Genomic DNA, 15,560 nt, shown 5'->3' on the forward strand with positions numbered 1-15,560 from the left:
GCATGACCACGATCCAGCACCTCATCAATGGCCAGTCCGTCGCGGGCGGCCCGACCTTCGAGACCGTCAACCCCGCCACGCAAGAGGTGCTCGCCGAAGTCACAGCCGGCGGCAAGGACGAGATCAACGCCGCCGTGCAGGCCGCGAAAGACGCATTCCCCAAGTGGGCGGGCCTGCCTGCCACCGAACGCGCCAGGCTCATGCACCGGCTGGGCGATCTCATCACCGCCAACGTGCCAGAGCTCTCGCGCACCGAAACCAACGACTGCGGCCAGGTGATTGCGCAGACCGGTCAGCAACTCGTGCCGCGCGCGGCCGACAACTTCCACTACTTCGCGGAAATGTGCACCCGCGTGGACGGCCACACCTACCCCACGCCCACGCACCTGAACTACACGCTGTTCCACCCGGTGGGCGTGTGTGCGCTCATCAGCCCGTGGAACGTGCCGTTCATGACGGCGACCTGGAAAACCGCGCCTTGCCTGGCGTTCGGCAACACGGCGGTGTTGAAGATGAGCGAGCTTTCGCCGTTGACCGCTGCGCGCCTGGGCGAACTCGCGCTTGAAGCGGGCATTCCACCCGGCGTGCTCAACATCGTGCATGGTTACGGCAAGGAAGCGGGTGAACCGCTGTGCGCTCACCCGGATGTGCGCGCGATTTCCTTCACCGGCTCCACCGCCACCGGCAACCGCATCGCGCAGAGCGCGGGGCTGAAGAAGTTCAGCATGGAGCTGGGTGGCAAGAGCCCGTTCGTGATCTTCGACGACGCCGATCTGGACCGTGCGCTCGACGCCGCGGTGTTCATGATCTTCAGCAACAACGGCGAACGCTGCACGGCGGGCAGCCGCATTCTTGTGCAGCAAAGCATCTACGCGGACTTCGTGCAGAAGTTCACCGAGCGCGCCAAACGCATCACGGTCGGTGACCCGCTGGACGCCAAAACCATTGTCGGCCCGATGATCAGCCAGGCGCACCTGGCCAAGGTGCGCGGCTACATCGAGCTCGGGCCGAAGGAGGGCGCGACGATGTTGTGTGGCGGGCTGGATCGCCCTTCCTATGCGCCCGAGTTGTCGGCGCGCGTGGCCAAGGGCAACTACGTGTGGCCGACGGTGTTCGCCGATGTGGACAACCGCATGCGCATCGCCCAGGAAGAGATCTTCGGCCCGGTGGCCTGCCTGATTCCGTTTCGCGACGAGGCGCATGCGATCGAACTGGCCAACGACATTCAATACGGCTTGTCCAGCTATGTGTGGACCGAGAACCTTGGCCGCGCGCACCGGGTGGCGGCGGCGGTGGAAGCGGGCATGTGTTTCGTCAACTCGCAAAACGTGCGCGATCTTCGTCAACCGTTTGGTGGCACGAAGGCCAGCGGTACTGGGCGTGAAGGGGGCACCTGGAGTTATGAGGTGTTTCTGGAGCCCAAGAATGTCGCGGTGTCGCTCGGGTCGCACCACATTCCGCATTGGGGTGTTTGAGTGAAGCGCTGTGTTTCGCTCCACCGTGTGGGTGGGATCGAACGGGCAGGGCGCTCTGCTCCGCGGGAGTCCCCCGACGGCTGGTGCCGTCTCCTCCTTTACCCCGCTGCGCAGAACGCCCTGCCCGCTCGATCTGAAGGATCTTCACAACGCGGAGACTGCCATGGGTAAGCTAGCACTGGTCGCCAAGATCACCCACGTCCCCTCGATGTACCTCAGCGAACTCGACGGGCCGCGCAAAGGCACACGACAGGACGCCATCGACGGCCACCAGGAAATCAGCCGCCGCTGCCGCGAACTGGGTGTCGACACCATCGTCGTGTTCGACACGCACTGGCTCGTCAACGCCAGCTACCACCTCAACTGCGCGCCGCATTTCAAGGGTACCTATACCAGCAACGAGCTGCCGCACTTCATCAGCAACATGCCGTTCGAGATCCCGGGCAACCCGGCACTCGGCAAGCTGCTGGCCGAGGTGTGCAACCAGCATGGCGTTGACACCCTGGCCCACGACGCGACCACGCTCGGCCCCGAATACGGCACCCTCGTGCCCATGCGCTACATGAACGCCGACCAGCACTTCAAGGCCATCTCGGTCTCGGCGCTGTGCCAGTCGCATTACCTCAACGACAGCGCACGCCTGGGCTGGGCCATGCGCAAAGCCGTGGAAGACCACTACGACGGCACCGTCGCCTTCTTCGCCAGCGGCTCGCTGAGCCACCGCTTCGCGCAGAACGGCCTTGCGCCGGACTTTGCCTTCAAGATCTGGACACCCTTCCTCGAAACGCTGGACCGCCGCGTGGTGCAGATGTGGGAGCAGGGCGAGTGGAACGCCTTCTGCGAGATGCTGCCCGAGTACGCCGCCAAAGGGCACGGCGAAGGCTTCATGCACGACACCGCCATGATGCTCGGCGCGCTCGGCTGGAGCGACTACGACGGCCAGGCCGAAGTCATCACGCCGTACTTCGGTGCGTCCGGCACCGGCCAGATCAACGCGATTTTTCCCGTCACGCCGCAGACGGGCGCAGCCATTCCAGCGGCCCAGGCCTCGTCGGCCAAGGGCTACCAGACCGTCTCGCGCCTCTGAAGAACGATCACCATGCCGCACCTCGTCATCCTCTACACCCCCAACCTCGACAAGTCCGTTTCCGACGGCGGTGCCGACATGGGCGCGCTCTGCCGCACCTTGTGCGACGCCATGCTTGCCGTGCGCGACGAAGCCGACAAGCAGGTGTTTCCCACCGGCGGCACGCGCGTGCTGGCCTACCCCGCGGCACACAGTGCTGTGGGCGATGGTGGCGCAGCCGGCATCGCGGCGGGACGGGGTGGCGACTACGCCTTCGTCTACATGAACGTGCGCATGGCCAAGGGCCGCAGTGCGCTCACGCACCAGCGCGTGGGCGATGCGCTGCAGGCGGTCGTGAAGACGCACTTCGCCACGCAGCTCGCCACGCGCCCGATCGGCATCACCGTGCAGGTGGATGAAGGGCACGAGGTGTTCGACGGCAAGACCAGCTCGCTGCACCCGCTGTTCAACCGAGGCGGCTGAGCCCATGCTCGACGACACCCTCATCCAGCAACTCGCCGCCGAGCTCGAGCAATCCGAGCGCAGCCGCGTGCCACTGGAACATTTCTCCAAGCGCTTTCCCGGCATCACCATCGACGACGGCTACCGCGTCGGCCGCGCCTGGGTCGCGCTGCAGCGGGCCACCGGCAAACAGGTGATCGGCCACAAGATCGGCCTCACCAGCCGCGCGATGCAGCTCTCCAGCCAGATCGACGAGCCCGACTTCGGCACCCTGCTCGACAGCATGCGCTTCACCGCACGCGCCGGCGAGGTGCTGCAGATTCCCGCTTCGCGCTTCATCGCGCCGCGCGTCGAGGTGGAGTTGGCCTTCGTGCTCAAGGCGCCCCTGCAAGGACCGAACGTGACGGTGGAAGACGTGCTCGCCGCCACCGACTATGTGACGCCCGCGATCGAGATCATCGACGCGCGCATCGAGCAGTTCGACCGCCACACCAAGGCCATGCGCAAGGTCTTCGACACCATCAGCGACAACGCGGCCAATGCCGGCATCGTGATCGGCGAAGGCGACGCGCGCTACCGCGCCGATCCGCGTACCACCGACCTGCCGTGGTGCGGCGCGATCCTGCGGCAGAACGGCGTGGTCGAAGAAACCGGCCTGGCCGCGGGCGTGCAAGGCCACCCCGCGATCGGCATCGTCTGGCTTGCGCACAAACTGGCCCCCTGGGGCGAGTCGCTCCAGCCCGGGCAGATCGTGCTCGCCGGTTCGTTCACGCGGCCCGTGGCGGCAAAATCGGGCGACCTGTTCGAGGCCGACTACGGCCCGCTCGGCTGCCTGACGTTCCAGTTCGTTTGATCCTCATTCCATGCAAACTCCCACCAATCCCTTCAAACAAGCGCTGGCCGAACGCCGCGCCCAAATCGGCCTCTGGCTCGGCCTGGCCAACGCCTACAGTGCCGAAATCTGCGCCGGCGCGGGCTTCGACTGGCTGCTCATCGATGGCGAGCATTCGCCCAATGGCCTGCAAGACCTGTTGGCGCAGGCGCAGGCCATCGCCGCCTACCCGGCATCGCACGCCATCGCGCGCGTTCCCGTGGGCGACGCGGCGCTCATCAAGCAATACCTCGATCTGGGTCTGCAGACCTTGCTCGTGCCCATGGTCGACACGCCCGAGCAAGCGGCCCACCTCGTGCGTGCCTGCCGCTATCCGCAGGCGGGCGACATCGATGGGCTGGGCGGCATCCGTGGCATGGGCGGTGCGCGCGCCTCGCGCTGGGGCCGCTACCCGAACTACGCCAAAGAAGCCAATGCCCAGGTCTGCCTGCTGGTGCAGGCGGAGTCGCGCGAGGCTTTGAAAAATCTCGATGCCATTGCCGCCACGCCCGGGGTGGACGGCGTGTTCATCGGCCCGGCCGACCTCTCGGCCTCGCTGGGGCATGTGGGCAACCCGGGCCACCCCGAGGTGCAGGCCGCGATCGAAGACGCCATCGCGCGCATCCTGCGCGCCGGCAAGGCGCCCGGCATCCTCACGCCCGACGAAACCCTTGCGCGCCATTATCTCTCACGCGGTGCGGTGTTCGTGGCCGTGGGGCTGGACACGCAAATCCTCGTGCGCCAGACCAGCGCGCTCGCCGCGCGCTTCAAGGCCGAGGCCCCTGCCGTGCCCACGCCGGCCAAAGGCGCGGTGTATTGACCACACACGGCCCAGCCCAACGGAGATCGCCATGAACGCAGCGCTGCAACCGGCCACCATCACCACGGCGCCCGCTGGCATGCATCCCGACGAGTGGGCCACGCGCGTCGAACTCGCCGCGTGCTACCGCGTCTTCGCCATGCTGGGCTGGACCGAGATGATCTACAACCACATCACGCTGCGCCTGCCCGCGAGCGTGAGCGGCAACGACAAGCAGTTCCTGATCAACCCGTTTGGCCTGCACTACAGCGAAGTCACCGCGCGCAACCTGGTCAAGATCAACCTGCAAGGCGAGGTGCTCGACGGCTCGCCCTACCCGGTGAACCCGGCCGGTTTCACCGTGCACGCCGCCATCCACGATGGCCTGCCGGGTGCGCACTGCGTCATGCACACGCACACCACCGCGGGGGTGGCCGTGGCGTGTCTGAAAGACGGCCTGCAGCAGACCAACTTCTACACCGCGCAGTTGCACGGCATGGTGGCGTACCACGACTTCGAAGGCATCACCATCCACGCCGACGAAGCGCCGCGCCTGCTCAAGAGCATCGGCGGCAAGCCGGCGGTGATTCTGCGCAACCACGGCCTGCTCGCCTGGGGCGCGACCGTGCCGCAGACCTTCGTGATCCTCTGGACCTTGCAGCGCGCCTGCGAAATCCAGATGGCCACGTTCGCCATGGGCGGTGCGCCAGCGGCTATTCCCGTGTCCGAAGCCATTGCCGTGAAATGCACGCGCGATGCGCTGCAATTCAACCCCGACCACGGCGCCGGGCGCGACGTGTTCGAGGCCTTGGTCCGGCAGGTGAACCGGCTGGACCGCAGCTACCTGGAGTGATGTGGTGAGTTCGACCCCCGAATTTCCGCGCGTGGCCATCGTGGGGGCAGGCGCCATTGGCGGCTGGCTCGGCGTGCGGCTTGCGCAAGTGGGCTGCCACGTGAGCGCCCTGGCGCGCGGCGAGACCCTCGCGGCGCTGCAGCGCGCCGGCCTGCAACTGCACCAGGACGGCCAACGGCAGCAAGCGCCCGTGCAAGCCGCCGCCGACGCGTCGGCACTCGGCGCACAGGACCTCGTCATCGTGGCCGTGAAGGCGCCCGCGCTGCCCGGTGTGGTGCGCGGCATCGCACCGCTGCTCGCGCCGCACACGGTGGTGCTCACGGCCATGAACGGTGTGCCCTGGTGGTTCTTCAACGGCTTCGGCGGCGCGCACGCCGGCACGTCTCTCAAAACGGTGGATGCCGACGGCGCGATCGAGCGTGGCATTCCCGCGCGCCACGTCATCGGTGGCGTGGTGCACGCGAGCTGCTCGGTGGACGCGCCCGGCGTCATTCGCCACCACTTCGGCAACGGCCTCATCGTGGGTGAACCGTCCGGCCAAGCCAGCGAACGCGTGATGGCCTTGGCCGCCTTGCTGCAGCGCGCAGGCCTCAACGCCGCCGTGTCGCCGCAGATCCAGAAAGACGTCTGGTACAAGCTCTGGGGCAACATGACGGTGAACCCCGTGAGCGCGCTCACCGGCGCCACCAGCGACCGCATCCTGGACGACGAACTGGTGCGAGGCTTCATCAGCCGCGTGATGCTCGAAGCCAAGGACATCGGCGCGCGCATCGGCATCCCGATCGACCAGCAGCCCGAAGACCGCCACGCCGTCACCCGCAAACTCGGCGCGTTCAAAAGCTCGATGCTGCAGGACGTGGAGGCGCGCAAACCGGTGGAGCTCGATGCGTTGGTGGCGGTGGTGCGCGAACTCGGCCAACTCACCGGCGTGCCCACGCCGTTCACCGACGCCTTGCTCGGTCTTGCGCGCCTGCAGGCGCAGACCTTGGGGTTGTACCCGTCAGCCTAGCAACGCCGGGAACAGCTTCACCAGGCCGGTGGCCATCACTTCGACGGACAGCGCTGCGAGGATCAGGCCCATCAGCCGGGTCATCACGTTGATGCCGGTCTGTCCGAGCACGCGCGCGATCGGCTCGGCCAGCGTGAAACAGACCGCGGTGGCCAGCGCGATCACCACGCCATAGCCCACCAGCGCGGCGTGCTGGAAAAAGGTTTTCGCCTGGTCGGCATAGATCACCACGGTCGACATCGTGGCCGGTCCGGTCAGCAGCGGTATCGTCAGCGGCACCACGGCGATGGAGGTGCGCGCGGAGGCCTCGCTCAAATCCTGGTCGGTGGCCTTGGCCTCGGCCGGACGCGCGTTGAGCATCGACAGCGACGAGGTCAGCAGCAGCATGCCGCCACCGACCTGGAAGCTCGCCAATGAAATGCTGAAGAACTCCAGGATCTGCAGGCCGATGATGGCGCAGGTGGCGATGACGGCGAACGCGCTGAACGCCGACACCAGCACCGTGCGCTGCCGCTGCTGGCGCGAAAACCCCTGCGTGTAGTGGATGAAGAACGGCACGATCGCCAACGGGTTGACGATCGCCAGCAGGGTGATGAGCGGCTTGAAGTCCATGCGCGCGATTGTGGGGCCTTACACCTGACCCGGATCACGGCGTCGAAACATGCCGTAGCCGTCCATGAACAGCACTTTCTCACCATGTTGGTTGAACATTTCCCACGTGGTGCGCACCAGCCCCACGTCGGGCCGTTTGCGCATGGGGCGCTTTTCCAGGATCGTGTGTTGCAGGCGCAGCGTGTCCCCAGGGAACACCGGTTTGAGCCATTTCACGCTTTCCAGGCCGGGCGAGCCCAGGCTGGAGCTTTGGTTGAGGAAATTGGTCACCATCAGGCGCATCGCCATCGCGCAGGTGTGCCAACCGCTGGCGCTCAGCGCGCCGAACACCGAAGCCTTGGCGGCATCGGCATCGAGGTGAAAAGGTTGTGGATCGAACTGGCGGGCAAACGCCAAGGTGTCTTCCTCCGTCGGCGTGATCGTGCCCAGGTCGCGCGTCTCGCCCACCTGCAGGTCTTCCCACCAGTACTTGATGTGGCTTGTGTTCGTCGTCATCTTCAGCGTCCTCCCGATACGTCCATCAGGCTCATGGTCGTGTAGCTCGCGGCGTCGGACAGCAACCAGACGATGGCCTGCGCCACCTCGTCGGCGCTGCCGCCGCGCTGCATCGGCACCTGGTGCTTGAGGTCGTTCACGCGGTTGGGCAGACCGCCCGAGGCGTGGATCTCGGTCTCGATCAGCCCGGGGCGCACCGCGTTGACGCGTATGCCTTCGCCGCCCACCTCGCGCGCCAGACCGATGGTGAAGGCATCGATCGCGCCCTTGGCCGCCGCGTAGTCCACGTACTGGCCGGCCGCGCCCAGGCGCGCCGCCGCGCTCGAGAGGTTCACGATGCTGCCGCCTTCGCCACCGTGTTTCGTACTCATGCGGCGCACCGCTTCACGCGCGCACAGCATCGAGCCGATCACGTTGATGTCGAACATGCGGCGCCAGCGCGCCACGCTCATCTCGTCCACGCGCGCGGTCACGTCGACCACGCCCGCGTTGTTCACCAGACCGTTGAGGCGACCGAGCTTGGCGTCGATCTTCTTGAACATCGCCAGCACCTGGGTTTCGTCGGCCACGTCGGCCTGCACGCTCATGGCCGTGCCACCGTCGGCCCGGATCGCGCGCACCACCTCGTCGGCCGCGAGCGAATTCGCGGCATAGTTCACCGCCACGGCCCAACCCTGCTGCGCCGCCAGCTGCACGGTGGCCGCGCCGATACCACGTCCGCCGCCGGTGACCAAAAGCACCTTGTCCATAACCCGTCTCCTGCAGAATGTGGCGGCATCGCGTACAACACGGGCTCGCCGCCGCGGTGGCCATTACAACAGCGAGAGGAGACCGATATGGGTCGCACAGTCGACTATTACTTCGTGCCGCAAAGCCCCTGGACCTACCTGGGGCACGAGCGCTTCGCCGCCCTGCTGCGCGAGACCGGCACCCGCGTGCGCGTGCTGCCCATGGACCTCGGGCGCATCTTTCCCCTCTCCGGCGGCCTGCCGCTGCCCAAGCGCGCGCCGCAGCGCCAGGCGTACCGCCTGCTCGAACTGCGCCGCTTCAGCGAAGCGCTGGGCATGCCGCTGCATCCCGAGCCGCAGTTCTTTCCCGTGGCAGGCGACCCCGCCGCGCGGCTGATCACCGCCGTGGCCCTGCACGACGGCGACGACGCGGCGATGCGATTGACGGGTGCCGTGTTGGCCGCGGTGTGGACACAGCAGCGCGACATCGCCTCGCTGGAGGTGCTCGCACAACTGCTTGCCGAAACCGGGCTCGACGCCGAACGCCTGGTGCAGTCGCAACAGCCGGACGTGCAAGCGCGTTACGACGCGCAGACGCAAGCCGCGATCGATCTCAACGTGTTCGGTGCGCCGAGTTACGTCGTCGATGGCGAACTGTTCTGGGGCCAGGACCGCCTCGACTTCGTGGCGCGCAAACTGCGCGCCTGAATTTTTCAACCCAAGCCACCAACACACAGGAGAAACACCATGGGTCAAACAATCGAACTGACATCCGCCGACGGCTTCAAGTTTCCCGCCTACGTGGCGCAGCCCGCCGGAAAGCCGCGTGGCGCCGTGGTGGTGCTGCAGGAAATCTTCGGCGTGAACTCGCACATCCGCTCGGTGGCCGACGGGTACGCGGCAGAGGGTTACCTCGCGGTCGCGCCCGCCACCTTCCACCGGGTCAAGCAAGGCGTGGAACTCGGCTACACCGAGGCCGACATGAAGGCCGGCATGGAGCTGAAGGCTGCGGTGGAAGGTTTGCCCGCACCCGGGGTGATGCCCGACATCCAGGCCGCCATCGACCACGCCGCGCAGGCCGGCAAGGTCGGCATCGTGGGCTACTGCTGGGGCGGTCTGCTCACCTGGCGCTCGGCCAGCCAGCTCAAGGGGCTGGCCGCCGCCGCGCCTTACTACGGCGGTGGCATGACCGTCGGCGAGGAACCTACCCGCAAGCCGACCGTGCCGGTGATGGTGCATTTCGGCGAACAAGACCACTGGATTCCGCTCGACACGGTGGAAGCCTTCAAGAAGGCGCAACCCGGCGTGACCGTGCACCTTTACGATGCCAACCACGGCTTCAACTGCGACCAGCGTGGCTCGTACAACGAAGCCGCGGCCAAGCTCGCGCGCGAACGCACGCTGGCGTTCTTCGCACAACACATCGCGTGATGCCATGTGGCGCGCGGTTGCGTCGTTGGGCCTGCTGATCGGTGCTGGCTCGGCCGCGGTAGCAGCCGACTACCGCGGCCCGCTGTTCGACGCCCACCTGCACTACAACAACGAAGCCTGCACGCACGACACGCCCGCTCCGGGCTGCCCGCACCCCATGGCCGACGTGCTCGACCGCATGCAGCGCAACGGCGTGCGCGCCGTCGTCGCCAACTCGCGGCCCAACGATGGCACCAAGGCGCTGGCCAGCGCGCGCGAGCAGACGCGCAAGGCCGGTGTGGCGGTGGTGCCCTTCGTGCGCCTGTACCGCGACCGCGCCGACTACAACAACTGGTTCCGCGACCCGACCATCGTCGACATGGTGAACGCCGAATTGAAGCAAGGCACGCCCGCCGGCCCCTACCGTGGTCTGGGTGAGTTCCATCTCTACGACAGCGCCAACGCCAACGGCCCGGTGGCCAGGCAGCTCATGGCGCTGGCCGAAGAAAAAGACCTGGCGATCCTCGCGCACGTGGACGACGCGGCCATCGACCTGCTGATGGCGAACACGCCGTCCAAAGGCCAGAAGTCGCTGCTGATCTGGGCGCACACCGGCATCGGTGGCACGCCTGCTCCGCGTGTGGACGAACTCTTCGCGCGTTATCCGCGCCTGATGGGCGAGCTGTCCTACCGCCCGGGTCTGACCTGCACCGACGGTCAGCTCTGCCCCGAATGGCGTGCGCTGCTGCTCAAGTACCCCGACCGTTTCCTGATCGGCTCGGACACCTGGATCAACCAGCGCTGGCAGCACTACGACGAACTCATGAAGGGCTACCGCACCTGGCTCGGCGGACTGCCCGCGAACGTGGCGCGGCGCATCGCCTGGGACAATGGCGCGAAACTCTTTGGCGTGGCCACGCCCAAACCCTGAACATGATCCAGCTCCACTTCGCCCCCAGCACCGCCTCCATGGTGCCGCACATCCTGCTCGAAGAAATCGGCGCGCCTTACGAACGCGTGCTGGTCGACAAACAGAACGGTGGGCACAAGACGCCCGCGTACCTCGCGCTCAACCCGAACGGCCTGATCCCCGTGCTCGTCGAGGGCGACCTCGTGCTGTACGAAACCGCCGCCATCTGCCTGCACCTGAGCGACACGCACCCGGAGGCCCGGCTGATGCCGCCGATGGACACGCGCGACCGCGCCCATGCCTACAAATGGCTCATGTGGATGACGAACACGCTGCAGGCCACGCTCATCGTCTACTTCTATCCCGAGCGCTGGGCGGACACCGGCAACACGGACGTGGCGGCGCAAGTGCAGCGCAACGCCCAGGCGCGCGTGGGGCCGCTGCTCGACCAGCTCGACGCCGAACTTGCGCGCCACGGCGGTCCGTGGTTCATGGGCGAAGCCTTCACCCTGCTCGACGCGTACGTGTTCACGCTGTGCCGCTGGACGCGCAATTTCCCCAACGCACCCGCGCGCGACCGGGCGCATCTTGGTCCCTATTTGCGGCGTGTCCTGGAGCGCCCGGCCGTGCAGCGGGTGCTGGCCAACGAAGGCCTGAGCGCTCCCTTCATCTGAACGCTCAACGCCCGGAGGACGTGCGCACCAGGTAGCGCTTGCGCCAGAACAGCACGCCCAGCACCACCGCGGTCAGCGCCATGGAACCGATGGCCCACCAGAAGCCGGTCTGCTGGTGCAACAACGGAATGAACTGGAAGTTCATGCCAAAGATGCCGGCGATCAGGTTCAGCGGCAGGAAGATGGCGGTGAGCGCGGTGAGCGTGCGCATGATGTCGTTGGTGCGGTTGCTCTGCGCCGAAAAATGCATCTGAACGGCCGTCTCGGCGTTCTGCTCCAGGCGGCGCACGTGGTGCACCACGCGTTCGATGTGTTCCAGCACGTCGCGCGAGCGCACCTTGAGCAACTCCAGTCCGCGTTGCCCGCCGTTGGTCTCGTTGGGTTCCCAGGTCGACAGCGATTCGATCCAGTCCTGGATCGCTGAACGCTGGTCTTCGCAGATCTCGTCGAGCTGGTGCAGGGAAATCCGCGCATCCAGCAGCGAGCTCCAGTTGCTGAAGCGACCCTTGGGTTGCAGCAACTCGGTCTGCCAGTGGTCGAGCTGGCGCGTGAGCTCGCGGCGCAACTCCAGGTAGCCGTCGACCATCTGGTTGACGATGCGCAGCATCAGATCGGCAGGGCTCGGTGGCAAGTGCACGCCGGTCACGCGCGTGGCCACCGCCGTCGATGAGAGCAGGCGCGTGGCGTATTGCTCCAACACCTGGCAGCCGGCGGGATGCACCGTGAGCAGCACCCTGTCAAACACCGCAAAGCCCACCGGGCTGGTGTCGATGCGCCGCAACACCGGTGGGCCGCCGCGCTTGAGCGACTGCGTGAGCACTGCGCCGGGCTGCGCCAGATCGGTCTCGCTTTGGCCGGCCGCCAACCGCCGGAACACCAGAATGTCGTACTTCGACGTGTAGTCGTAGTGCGACGGCAACTGGTTGTTGAGCAGGTCCGAGATGTGCAGGTCGACCAGCGTGGTGCCCGCAAGCGACTGCAGCGTGGCCTGGATGCGCGCCTGTTCCAGCTCGAACTCGCGCCGCCCGCAGGCGATCCAGAGGTAGCCTTGGGCGTCCAGCGACGTCGGCAGGCTGTCGATTTCGCTGGCGCCGGAGGGCAGAACGCGAAAGATGCGCATGTTGGGCTTCAGCCGCGCAGCAGCCGGGCGGCGTCGCGCGCGAAATAGGTCAGCACGCCGTCGGCGCCCGCGCGCTTGAAGGCCAGCAGGCTCTCCATCATCACGGCATCGTGGTCCAGCCAGCCATTGAGGGCCGCCGCCTTGAGCATCGCGTACTCGCCGCTCACCTGGTAGGCAAAGGTCGGCACGGCGAATTTGTCCTTCACGCGGCGCACGATGTCCAGGTACGGCATGCCGGGCTTGACCATCACCATGTCGGCCCCTTCGGCCAGGTCCAGCGCCACTTCGCGCAGGGCTTCGTTGGTATTGCCGGGGTCCATCTGGTAGACCTTCTTGTCGGCCTTGCCCAGGTTGGTCGCCGAGCCCACCGCATCGCGGAACGGTCCGTAGAAGGCGCTGGCGTACTTGGCGCTGTAAGCCATGATGCGCGTGTGTACCAGGCCCTGTGCCTCCAGCGCGGTGCGGATGGCGCCCACGCGGCCGTCCATCATGTCGCTCGGCGCCACAATGTCCACACCAGCTTGCGCTTGTGTGAGCGCCTGCTTCACCAGGATTTCCACCGTGGGGTCGTTCAGGATGTAGTTGTGCTCGTCGAGCACGCCGTCCTGGCCATGGCTGGTGTACGGGTCTAGCGCCACATCGGTCATCACGCCGAGTTGTGGGAAGTGTTGTTTTATTTCACGCACCACGCGCGGCACCAGGCCGTCCGGGTTCAGCGCCTCCTGGCCATCGGGCGTTTTCAGCGACGGGTCGATCACCGGGAACAGCGCCATCACGGGAATCCCCAGCGCCACGCAGTCCTCTGCCACGGGCAGCAGCAAGTCCAGACTCAGTCGTTCGACGCCAGGCATCGACGCCACCGCCTCGCGCTGGTTCTGGCCGTCCTGCACGAACACCGGGTAAATCAGATCGCTCGCATGGAGGCGGTGTTCGCGCACCAGGTCACGGGTGAAAGCATCCCGGCGCAGGCGGCGGGGGCGGTTTGAGGGGTAGGGGGCAGGTGGATGCATGGGCGTATTGTGGCAAACACACCCACTTTGGCCATCTCGGCCGTCTGATGCCACGGGTTGATGTACAACTTTTAGTAGATGTGTGCAGTGCAAAAATCAACAAAGGTTGCGAAGAAGTACACAGTAATAAGAAAATACTGGGTGTTAGTTCTTTCTACTCCACCGGCAATGGCGGTATTCTTGTGCGACACATTCTGTTACCTGTCGGCGCATTGAGGCCTGCAACGCCGCAACCTCCTCTGTACGAACATGTTGACTACCAAAAAGCCCAGCGTGAGCACTGTCGCGCACACCAAGCCCAACACCAAAGAAGCCGAGTCATGGTCGCTGGACGATCATTGGCCGACGCTGCTGTCCGGGCTCGCCGATCAAGTGACCGAAGGCGCCAACGCGCTGCAGAACACCATCGATTTGTTGCTAAGCAAAGGAAGCATCAGCAAGCAAGAGCACCTCATGCTCAGCATCCCTACGGACCGCATCAAGCTTTCGGGGATCGGCGCCCAGCAGATCCACCGCTTTTATGGCGGGCGCATTCGGCAGTCGCACGAGCGCATCTGCATGGCCAAACTGGTCGAAGGCGTGTTGCAGGAGCGCAAGAAGGACCTGGCCATCCTCGGCATTGAGCTGCGGCGCAAACTCAAATCGATCGAAGTCCTGATAGATCCGACCGTGGCCCACACGTTCGTCAGCGCGGTGGTCGAATGGGGAATACCTTTTGGCAACCACATCGATGTGCGTCTGGACCTCAACACATGGCCAGAGTACGCACGTCTCCAACTGCGCGTCTCCAATGACGGCACACCGCCTTCCAGCAGCGCCTCCATGGACAGCCTGAGCTGGATGTTGGTGCGCCAGATTGCCCTGGCCGCCGGCGGCATTGAAATCGACCGTCAGATGACCGAAGACGGAGTGCATTTCACGGCGATGTTCACGCGTACTGTGCAAGCGGTGGACGGCATTTCGGCCGTGGACTTCTCGGACAACCAATCGTCCATGTTCAAGACCCTCGCTAGTGTGTATGTGCTCACAATCTCCCCTGCGCTGCAGATCCGGGCCGATGTGCGCGACGCGCTGCGCGAGATCGGCATCTTGTCGGACAGCGTGGTCGACTTTGATCAGGCGCGCCAAGCGATTGCGTCGCGCATGCCCAACCTCATCGTCGTCGACGCCGACGTCAAGGATTACGGATTCGACCAGTTCCGTCGCGAGTTGCTGCGCGACGTGTTCGAGTTTCCCTTTGTCGAAATTTCACCGGACGACAGTTCCTTTGACATGTCGGGGTTTGGCGAGTTCTCCATGGCCAAGGTGGGGCGAGGCAATATCCGCGAAGCTTTGGGCACAGCCATCATGTTTGAACTTGCCAAGATGACGTAATCGTTCGAGTTACATCAAATGTCACAAAAAATCAATGTCAGGATTGACAGGGTCACTTGGTTTTTCCATATAACTGGTGTAACATTTCTTCCGAGTCTTCCGAAAGGTCGACTCCCCGCTTTTCCTCCCTGAGCGGGTGCCTTAGTGTGTGACAGCAAAAAGGCTTCCGAACCCGGCCCGAAAGGCCGGGTTTTTTTTTGTGCCATCAGCACTGCGTGGGGCGTTGACCCTCATCTTGACCCCCCGGGCTACACTGCCGCCATGCTCTGGGTCAAGTCCTTCCACATCATTTTCGTGGCCAGCTGGTTTGCCGGTTTGTTTTACCTGCCGCGCATCTTCGTAAACCTGGCCATGGTGCCGCCTGAAAGCGTGGCCGAGCGTGAGCGCCTGCTTCTCATGGCGCGCAAACTGCTGCGCTTCACGACCTTGCTGGCGGTGCCGGCGTTGGGTTTGGGGCTCTGGCTTTGGCTTGGCTACGGCATCGGTCGCGGCTCCGGGCAGGGCTGGATGCACGCCAAACTGGCTGCGGTGGCCCTGGTGCTGGGCTACCACCACGCTTGCGCCGCGACTTTGCGTCATTTTGCGCAAGGCCGCAACCGGCGCAGCCACACCTGGTACCGCTGGTTCAACGAATTGCCCGTGATCCTGCTGGTGGCCATTGTGGTGCTGGTGGTGGTCAAGCCCTTCTGATG

Annotated in this window: 18 protein-coding genes; 13 read left to right on the forward strand and 5 right to left on the reverse strand. The window is 65.4% G+C overall.

The window, feature by feature from the left end; all coding sequences use genetic code 11:
* The first annotated feature begins 2 nt into the window (after positions 1-2).
* The 7 genes from hpaE to FFS09_RS07790 all read left to right on the forward strand — a co-directional run bounded on the left by hpaE (position 3) and on the right by FFS09_RS07790 (position 6,535).
* Complete coding sequence (gene hpaE, locus FFS09_RS07760; protein ID WP_137918298.1) at positions 3-1,475, forward strand: 5-carboxymethyl-2-hydroxymuconate semialdehyde dehydrogenase; 1,473 nt, start codon at positions 3-5, stop codon at positions 1,473-1,475.
* A gap of 163 nt (positions 1,476-1,638) precedes the next feature.
* The gene (gene hpaD / locus FFS09_RS07765; protein ID WP_137918299.1) at positions 1,639-2,562 is read left to right on the forward strand and encodes a 3,4-dihydroxyphenylacetate 2,3-dioxygenase; all 924 of its coding nucleotides are present in this window, start codon (positions 1,639-1,641) and stop codon (positions 2,560-2,562) included.
* A gap of 12 nt (positions 2,563-2,574) precedes the next feature.
* Positions 2,575-3,024 carry a 5-carboxymethyl-2-hydroxymuconate isomerase gene (locus tag FFS09_RS07770; protein ID WP_137918300.1) on the forward strand — a complete coding sequence of 150 codons (450 nt, stop codon included), beginning with the start codon at positions 2,575-2,577 and terminating at the stop codon, positions 3,022-3,024.
* A gap of 4 nt (positions 3,025-3,028) precedes the next feature.
* Positions 3,029-3,856 carry a 2-oxo-hept-4-ene-1,7-dioate hydratase gene (gene hpaH / locus FFS09_RS07775; RefSeq protein ID WP_137918301.1) on the forward strand — a complete coding sequence of 276 codons (828 nt, stop codon included), beginning with the start codon at positions 3,029-3,031 and terminating at the stop codon, positions 3,854-3,856.
* Positions 3,857-3,866: 10 nt separating this feature from the next.
* On the forward strand, positions 3,867-4,694 hold the full coding sequence (locus FFS09_RS07780) for an aldolase/citrate lyase family protein (RefSeq protein ID WP_137918302.1): 828 nt from the start codon (positions 3,867-3,869) through the stop codon (positions 4,692-4,694).
* Positions 4,695-4,725: 31 nt separating this feature from the next.
* The gene (locus tag FFS09_RS07785) at positions 4,726-5,526 is read left to right on the forward strand and encodes a class II aldolase/adducin family protein (protein WP_137918303.1); all 801 of its coding nucleotides are present in this window, start codon (positions 4,726-4,728) and stop codon (positions 5,524-5,526) included.
* A gap of 4 nt (positions 5,527-5,530) precedes the next feature.
* Positions 5,531-6,535, forward strand: coding sequence for a 2-dehydropantoate 2-reductase (locus FFS09_RS07790; protein WP_137918304.1), 1,005 nt, complete (start codon positions 5,531-5,533; stop codon positions 6,533-6,535).
* Here the strand turns inward: FFS09_RS07790 and FFS09_RS07795 are convergent.
* Genes FFS09_RS07795 through FFS09_RS07805 form a run of 3 tightly spaced genes read right to left on the reverse strand, consistent with a single transcriptional unit; the run spans position 6,527 to position 8,391 of the window.
* On the reverse strand, positions 6,527-7,147 hold the full coding sequence (locus FFS09_RS07795) for a MarC family protein (RefSeq protein ID WP_137918305.1): 621 nt from the start codon (positions 7,145-7,147) through the stop codon (positions 6,527-6,529). The two genes, FFS09_RS07790 and FFS09_RS07795, sit on opposite strands and share 9 nt — an antisense overlap.
* Positions 7,148-7,165: 18 nt before the next feature.
* Positions 7,166-7,642 (reverse strand): MaoC family dehydratase, encoded by a 477-nt coding sequence (locus tag FFS09_RS07800; protein ID WP_137918306.1) that lies wholly within the window; start codon positions 7,640-7,642, stop codon positions 7,166-7,168.
* 2 nt (positions 7,643-7,644) lie between these two features.
* Entirely contained in the window at positions 7,645-8,391 is a 747-nt protein-coding gene (locus FFS09_RS07805; RefSeq protein WP_137918307.1) for an SDR family oxidoreductase, read from the reverse strand.
* 87 nt (positions 8,392-8,478) lie between these two features.
* On the opposite strand from FFS09_RS07805, the gene FFS09_RS07810 reads away from it, so the two are divergent.
* Genes FFS09_RS07810 through FFS09_RS07825 form a run of 4 tightly spaced genes read left to right on the forward strand, consistent with a single transcriptional unit; the run spans position 8,479 to position 11,364 of the window.
* Positions 8,479-9,078 carry a 2-hydroxychromene-2-carboxylate isomerase gene (locus FFS09_RS07810; RefSeq protein ID WP_137918308.1) on the forward strand — a complete coding sequence of 200 codons (600 nt, stop codon included), beginning with the start codon at positions 8,479-8,481 and terminating at the stop codon, positions 9,076-9,078.
* Between the two features lie 39 nt (positions 9,079-9,117).
* Complete coding sequence (locus tag FFS09_RS07815; RefSeq protein ID WP_137918309.1) at positions 9,118-9,801, forward strand: dienelactone hydrolase family protein; 684 nt, start codon at positions 9,118-9,120, stop codon at positions 9,799-9,801.
* Positions 9,802-9,805: 4 nt separating this feature from the next.
* Positions 9,806-10,711, forward strand: a complete 906-nt coding sequence (locus FFS09_RS07820) for an amidohydrolase family protein (RefSeq protein ID WP_137918310.1) — start codon at positions 9,806-9,808, stop codon at positions 10,709-10,711.
* A 2-nt stretch (positions 10,712-10,713) separates the two neighbouring features.
* Positions 10,714-11,364, forward strand: a complete 651-nt coding sequence (locus FFS09_RS07825) for a glutathione S-transferase family protein (RefSeq protein ID WP_137918311.1) — start codon at positions 10,714-10,716, stop codon at positions 11,362-11,364.
* 4 nt (positions 11,365-11,368) lie between these two features.
* Here the strand turns inward: FFS09_RS07825 and FFS09_RS07830 are convergent, their stop codons facing one another.
* Positions 11,369-12,484, reverse strand: coding sequence for a magnesium transporter CorA family protein (locus tag FFS09_RS07830; RefSeq protein ID WP_137918312.1), 1,116 nt, complete (start codon positions 12,482-12,484; stop codon positions 11,369-11,371).
* 8 nt (positions 12,485-12,492) lie between these two features.
* Complete coding sequence (gene hemB / locus FFS09_RS07835) at positions 12,493-13,494, reverse strand: porphobilinogen synthase (protein WP_137918313.1); 1,002 nt, start codon at positions 13,492-13,494, stop codon at positions 12,493-12,495.
* A gap of 273 nt (positions 13,495-13,767) precedes the next feature.
* Between hemB and FFS09_RS07840 the strand changes: the two genes are divergently transcribed.
* Complete coding sequence (locus FFS09_RS07840) at positions 13,768-14,868, forward strand: hypothetical protein (RefSeq protein WP_137918314.1); 1,101 nt, start codon at positions 13,768-13,770, stop codon at positions 14,866-14,868.
* A 261-nt stretch (positions 14,869-15,129) separates the two neighbouring features.
* The gene (locus tag FFS09_RS07845; RefSeq protein WP_137918315.1) at positions 15,130-15,558 is read left to right on the forward strand and encodes a CopD family protein; all 429 of its coding nucleotides are present in this window, start codon (positions 15,130-15,132) and stop codon (positions 15,556-15,558) included.
* Positions 15,559-15,560 lie beyond the last annotated feature (2 nt).

Origin of the sequence: Hydrogenophaga sp. 2FB (genome assembly GCF_005503365.1) — a bacterium.
Lineage (GTDB): Bacteria > Pseudomonadota > Gammaproteobacteria > Burkholderiales > Burkholderiaceae_C > Hydrogenophaga.

What these genes read in the sequence shown, in the direction of transcription:
- FFS09_RS07800 (WP_137918306.1), bottom strand. Translation starts at nt 7,642, where the DNA reads ATGACGACGAACACAAGCCACATCAAGTACTGGTGGGAAGACCTGCAG.
- FFS09_RS07770 (WP_137918300.1), top strand. Translation starts at nt 2,575, where the DNA reads ATGCCGCACCTCGTCATCCTCTACACCCCCAACCTCGACAAGTCCGTT.
- hpaH (WP_137918301.1), top strand. Translation starts at nt 3,029, where the DNA reads ATGCTCGACGACACCCTCATCCAGCAACTCGCCGCCGAGCTCGAGCAA.
- FFS09_RS07815 (WP_137918309.1), top strand. Translation starts at nt 9,118, where the DNA reads ATGGGTCAAACAATCGAACTGACATCCGCCGACGGCTTCAAGTTTCCC.
- hpaD (WP_137918299.1), top strand. Translation starts at nt 1,639, where the DNA reads ATGGGTAAGCTAGCACTGGTCGCCAAGATCACCCACGTCCCCTCGATG.
- FFS09_RS07820 (WP_137918310.1), top strand. Translation starts at nt 9,806, where the DNA reads ATGTGGCGCGCGGTTGCGTCGTTGGGCCTGCTGATCGGTGCTGGCTCG.
- FFS09_RS07795 (WP_137918305.1), bottom strand. Translation starts at nt 7,147, where the DNA reads ATGGACTTCAAGCCGCTCATCACCCTGCTGGCGATCGTCAACCCGTTG.
- hpaE (WP_137918298.1), top strand. Translation starts at nt 3, where the DNA reads ATGACCACGATCCAGCACCTCATCAATGGCCAGTCCGTCGCGGGCGGC.
- FFS09_RS07810 (WP_137918308.1), top strand. Translation starts at nt 8,479, where the DNA reads ATGGGTCGCACAGTCGACTATTACTTCGTGCCGCAAAGCCCCTGGACC.
- FFS09_RS07845 (WP_137918315.1), top strand. Translation starts at nt 15,130, where the DNA reads ATGCTCTGGGTCAAGTCCTTCCACATCATTTTCGTGGCCAGCTGGTTT.
- FFS09_RS07825 (WP_137918311.1), top strand. Translation starts at nt 10,714, where the DNA reads ATGATCCAGCTCCACTTCGCCCCCAGCACCGCCTCCATGGTGCCGCAC.
- FFS09_RS07805 (WP_137918307.1), bottom strand. Translation starts at nt 8,391, where the DNA reads ATGGACAAGGTGCTTTTGGTCACCGGCGGCGGACGTGGTATCGGCGCG.
- FFS09_RS07785 (WP_137918303.1), top strand. Translation starts at nt 4,726, where the DNA reads ATGAACGCAGCGCTGCAACCGGCCACCATCACCACGGCGCCCGCTGGC.
- hemB (WP_137918313.1), bottom strand. Translation starts at nt 13,494, where the DNA reads ATGCATCCACCTGCCCCCTACCCCTCAAACCGCCCCCGCCGCCTGCGC.
- FFS09_RS07780 (WP_137918302.1), top strand. Translation starts at nt 3,867, where the DNA reads ATGCAAACTCCCACCAATCCCTTCAAACAAGCGCTGGCCGAACGCCGC.
- FFS09_RS07830 (WP_137918312.1), bottom strand. Translation starts at nt 12,484, where the DNA reads ATGCGCATCTTTCGCGTTCTGCCCTCCGGCGCCAGCGAAATCGACAGC.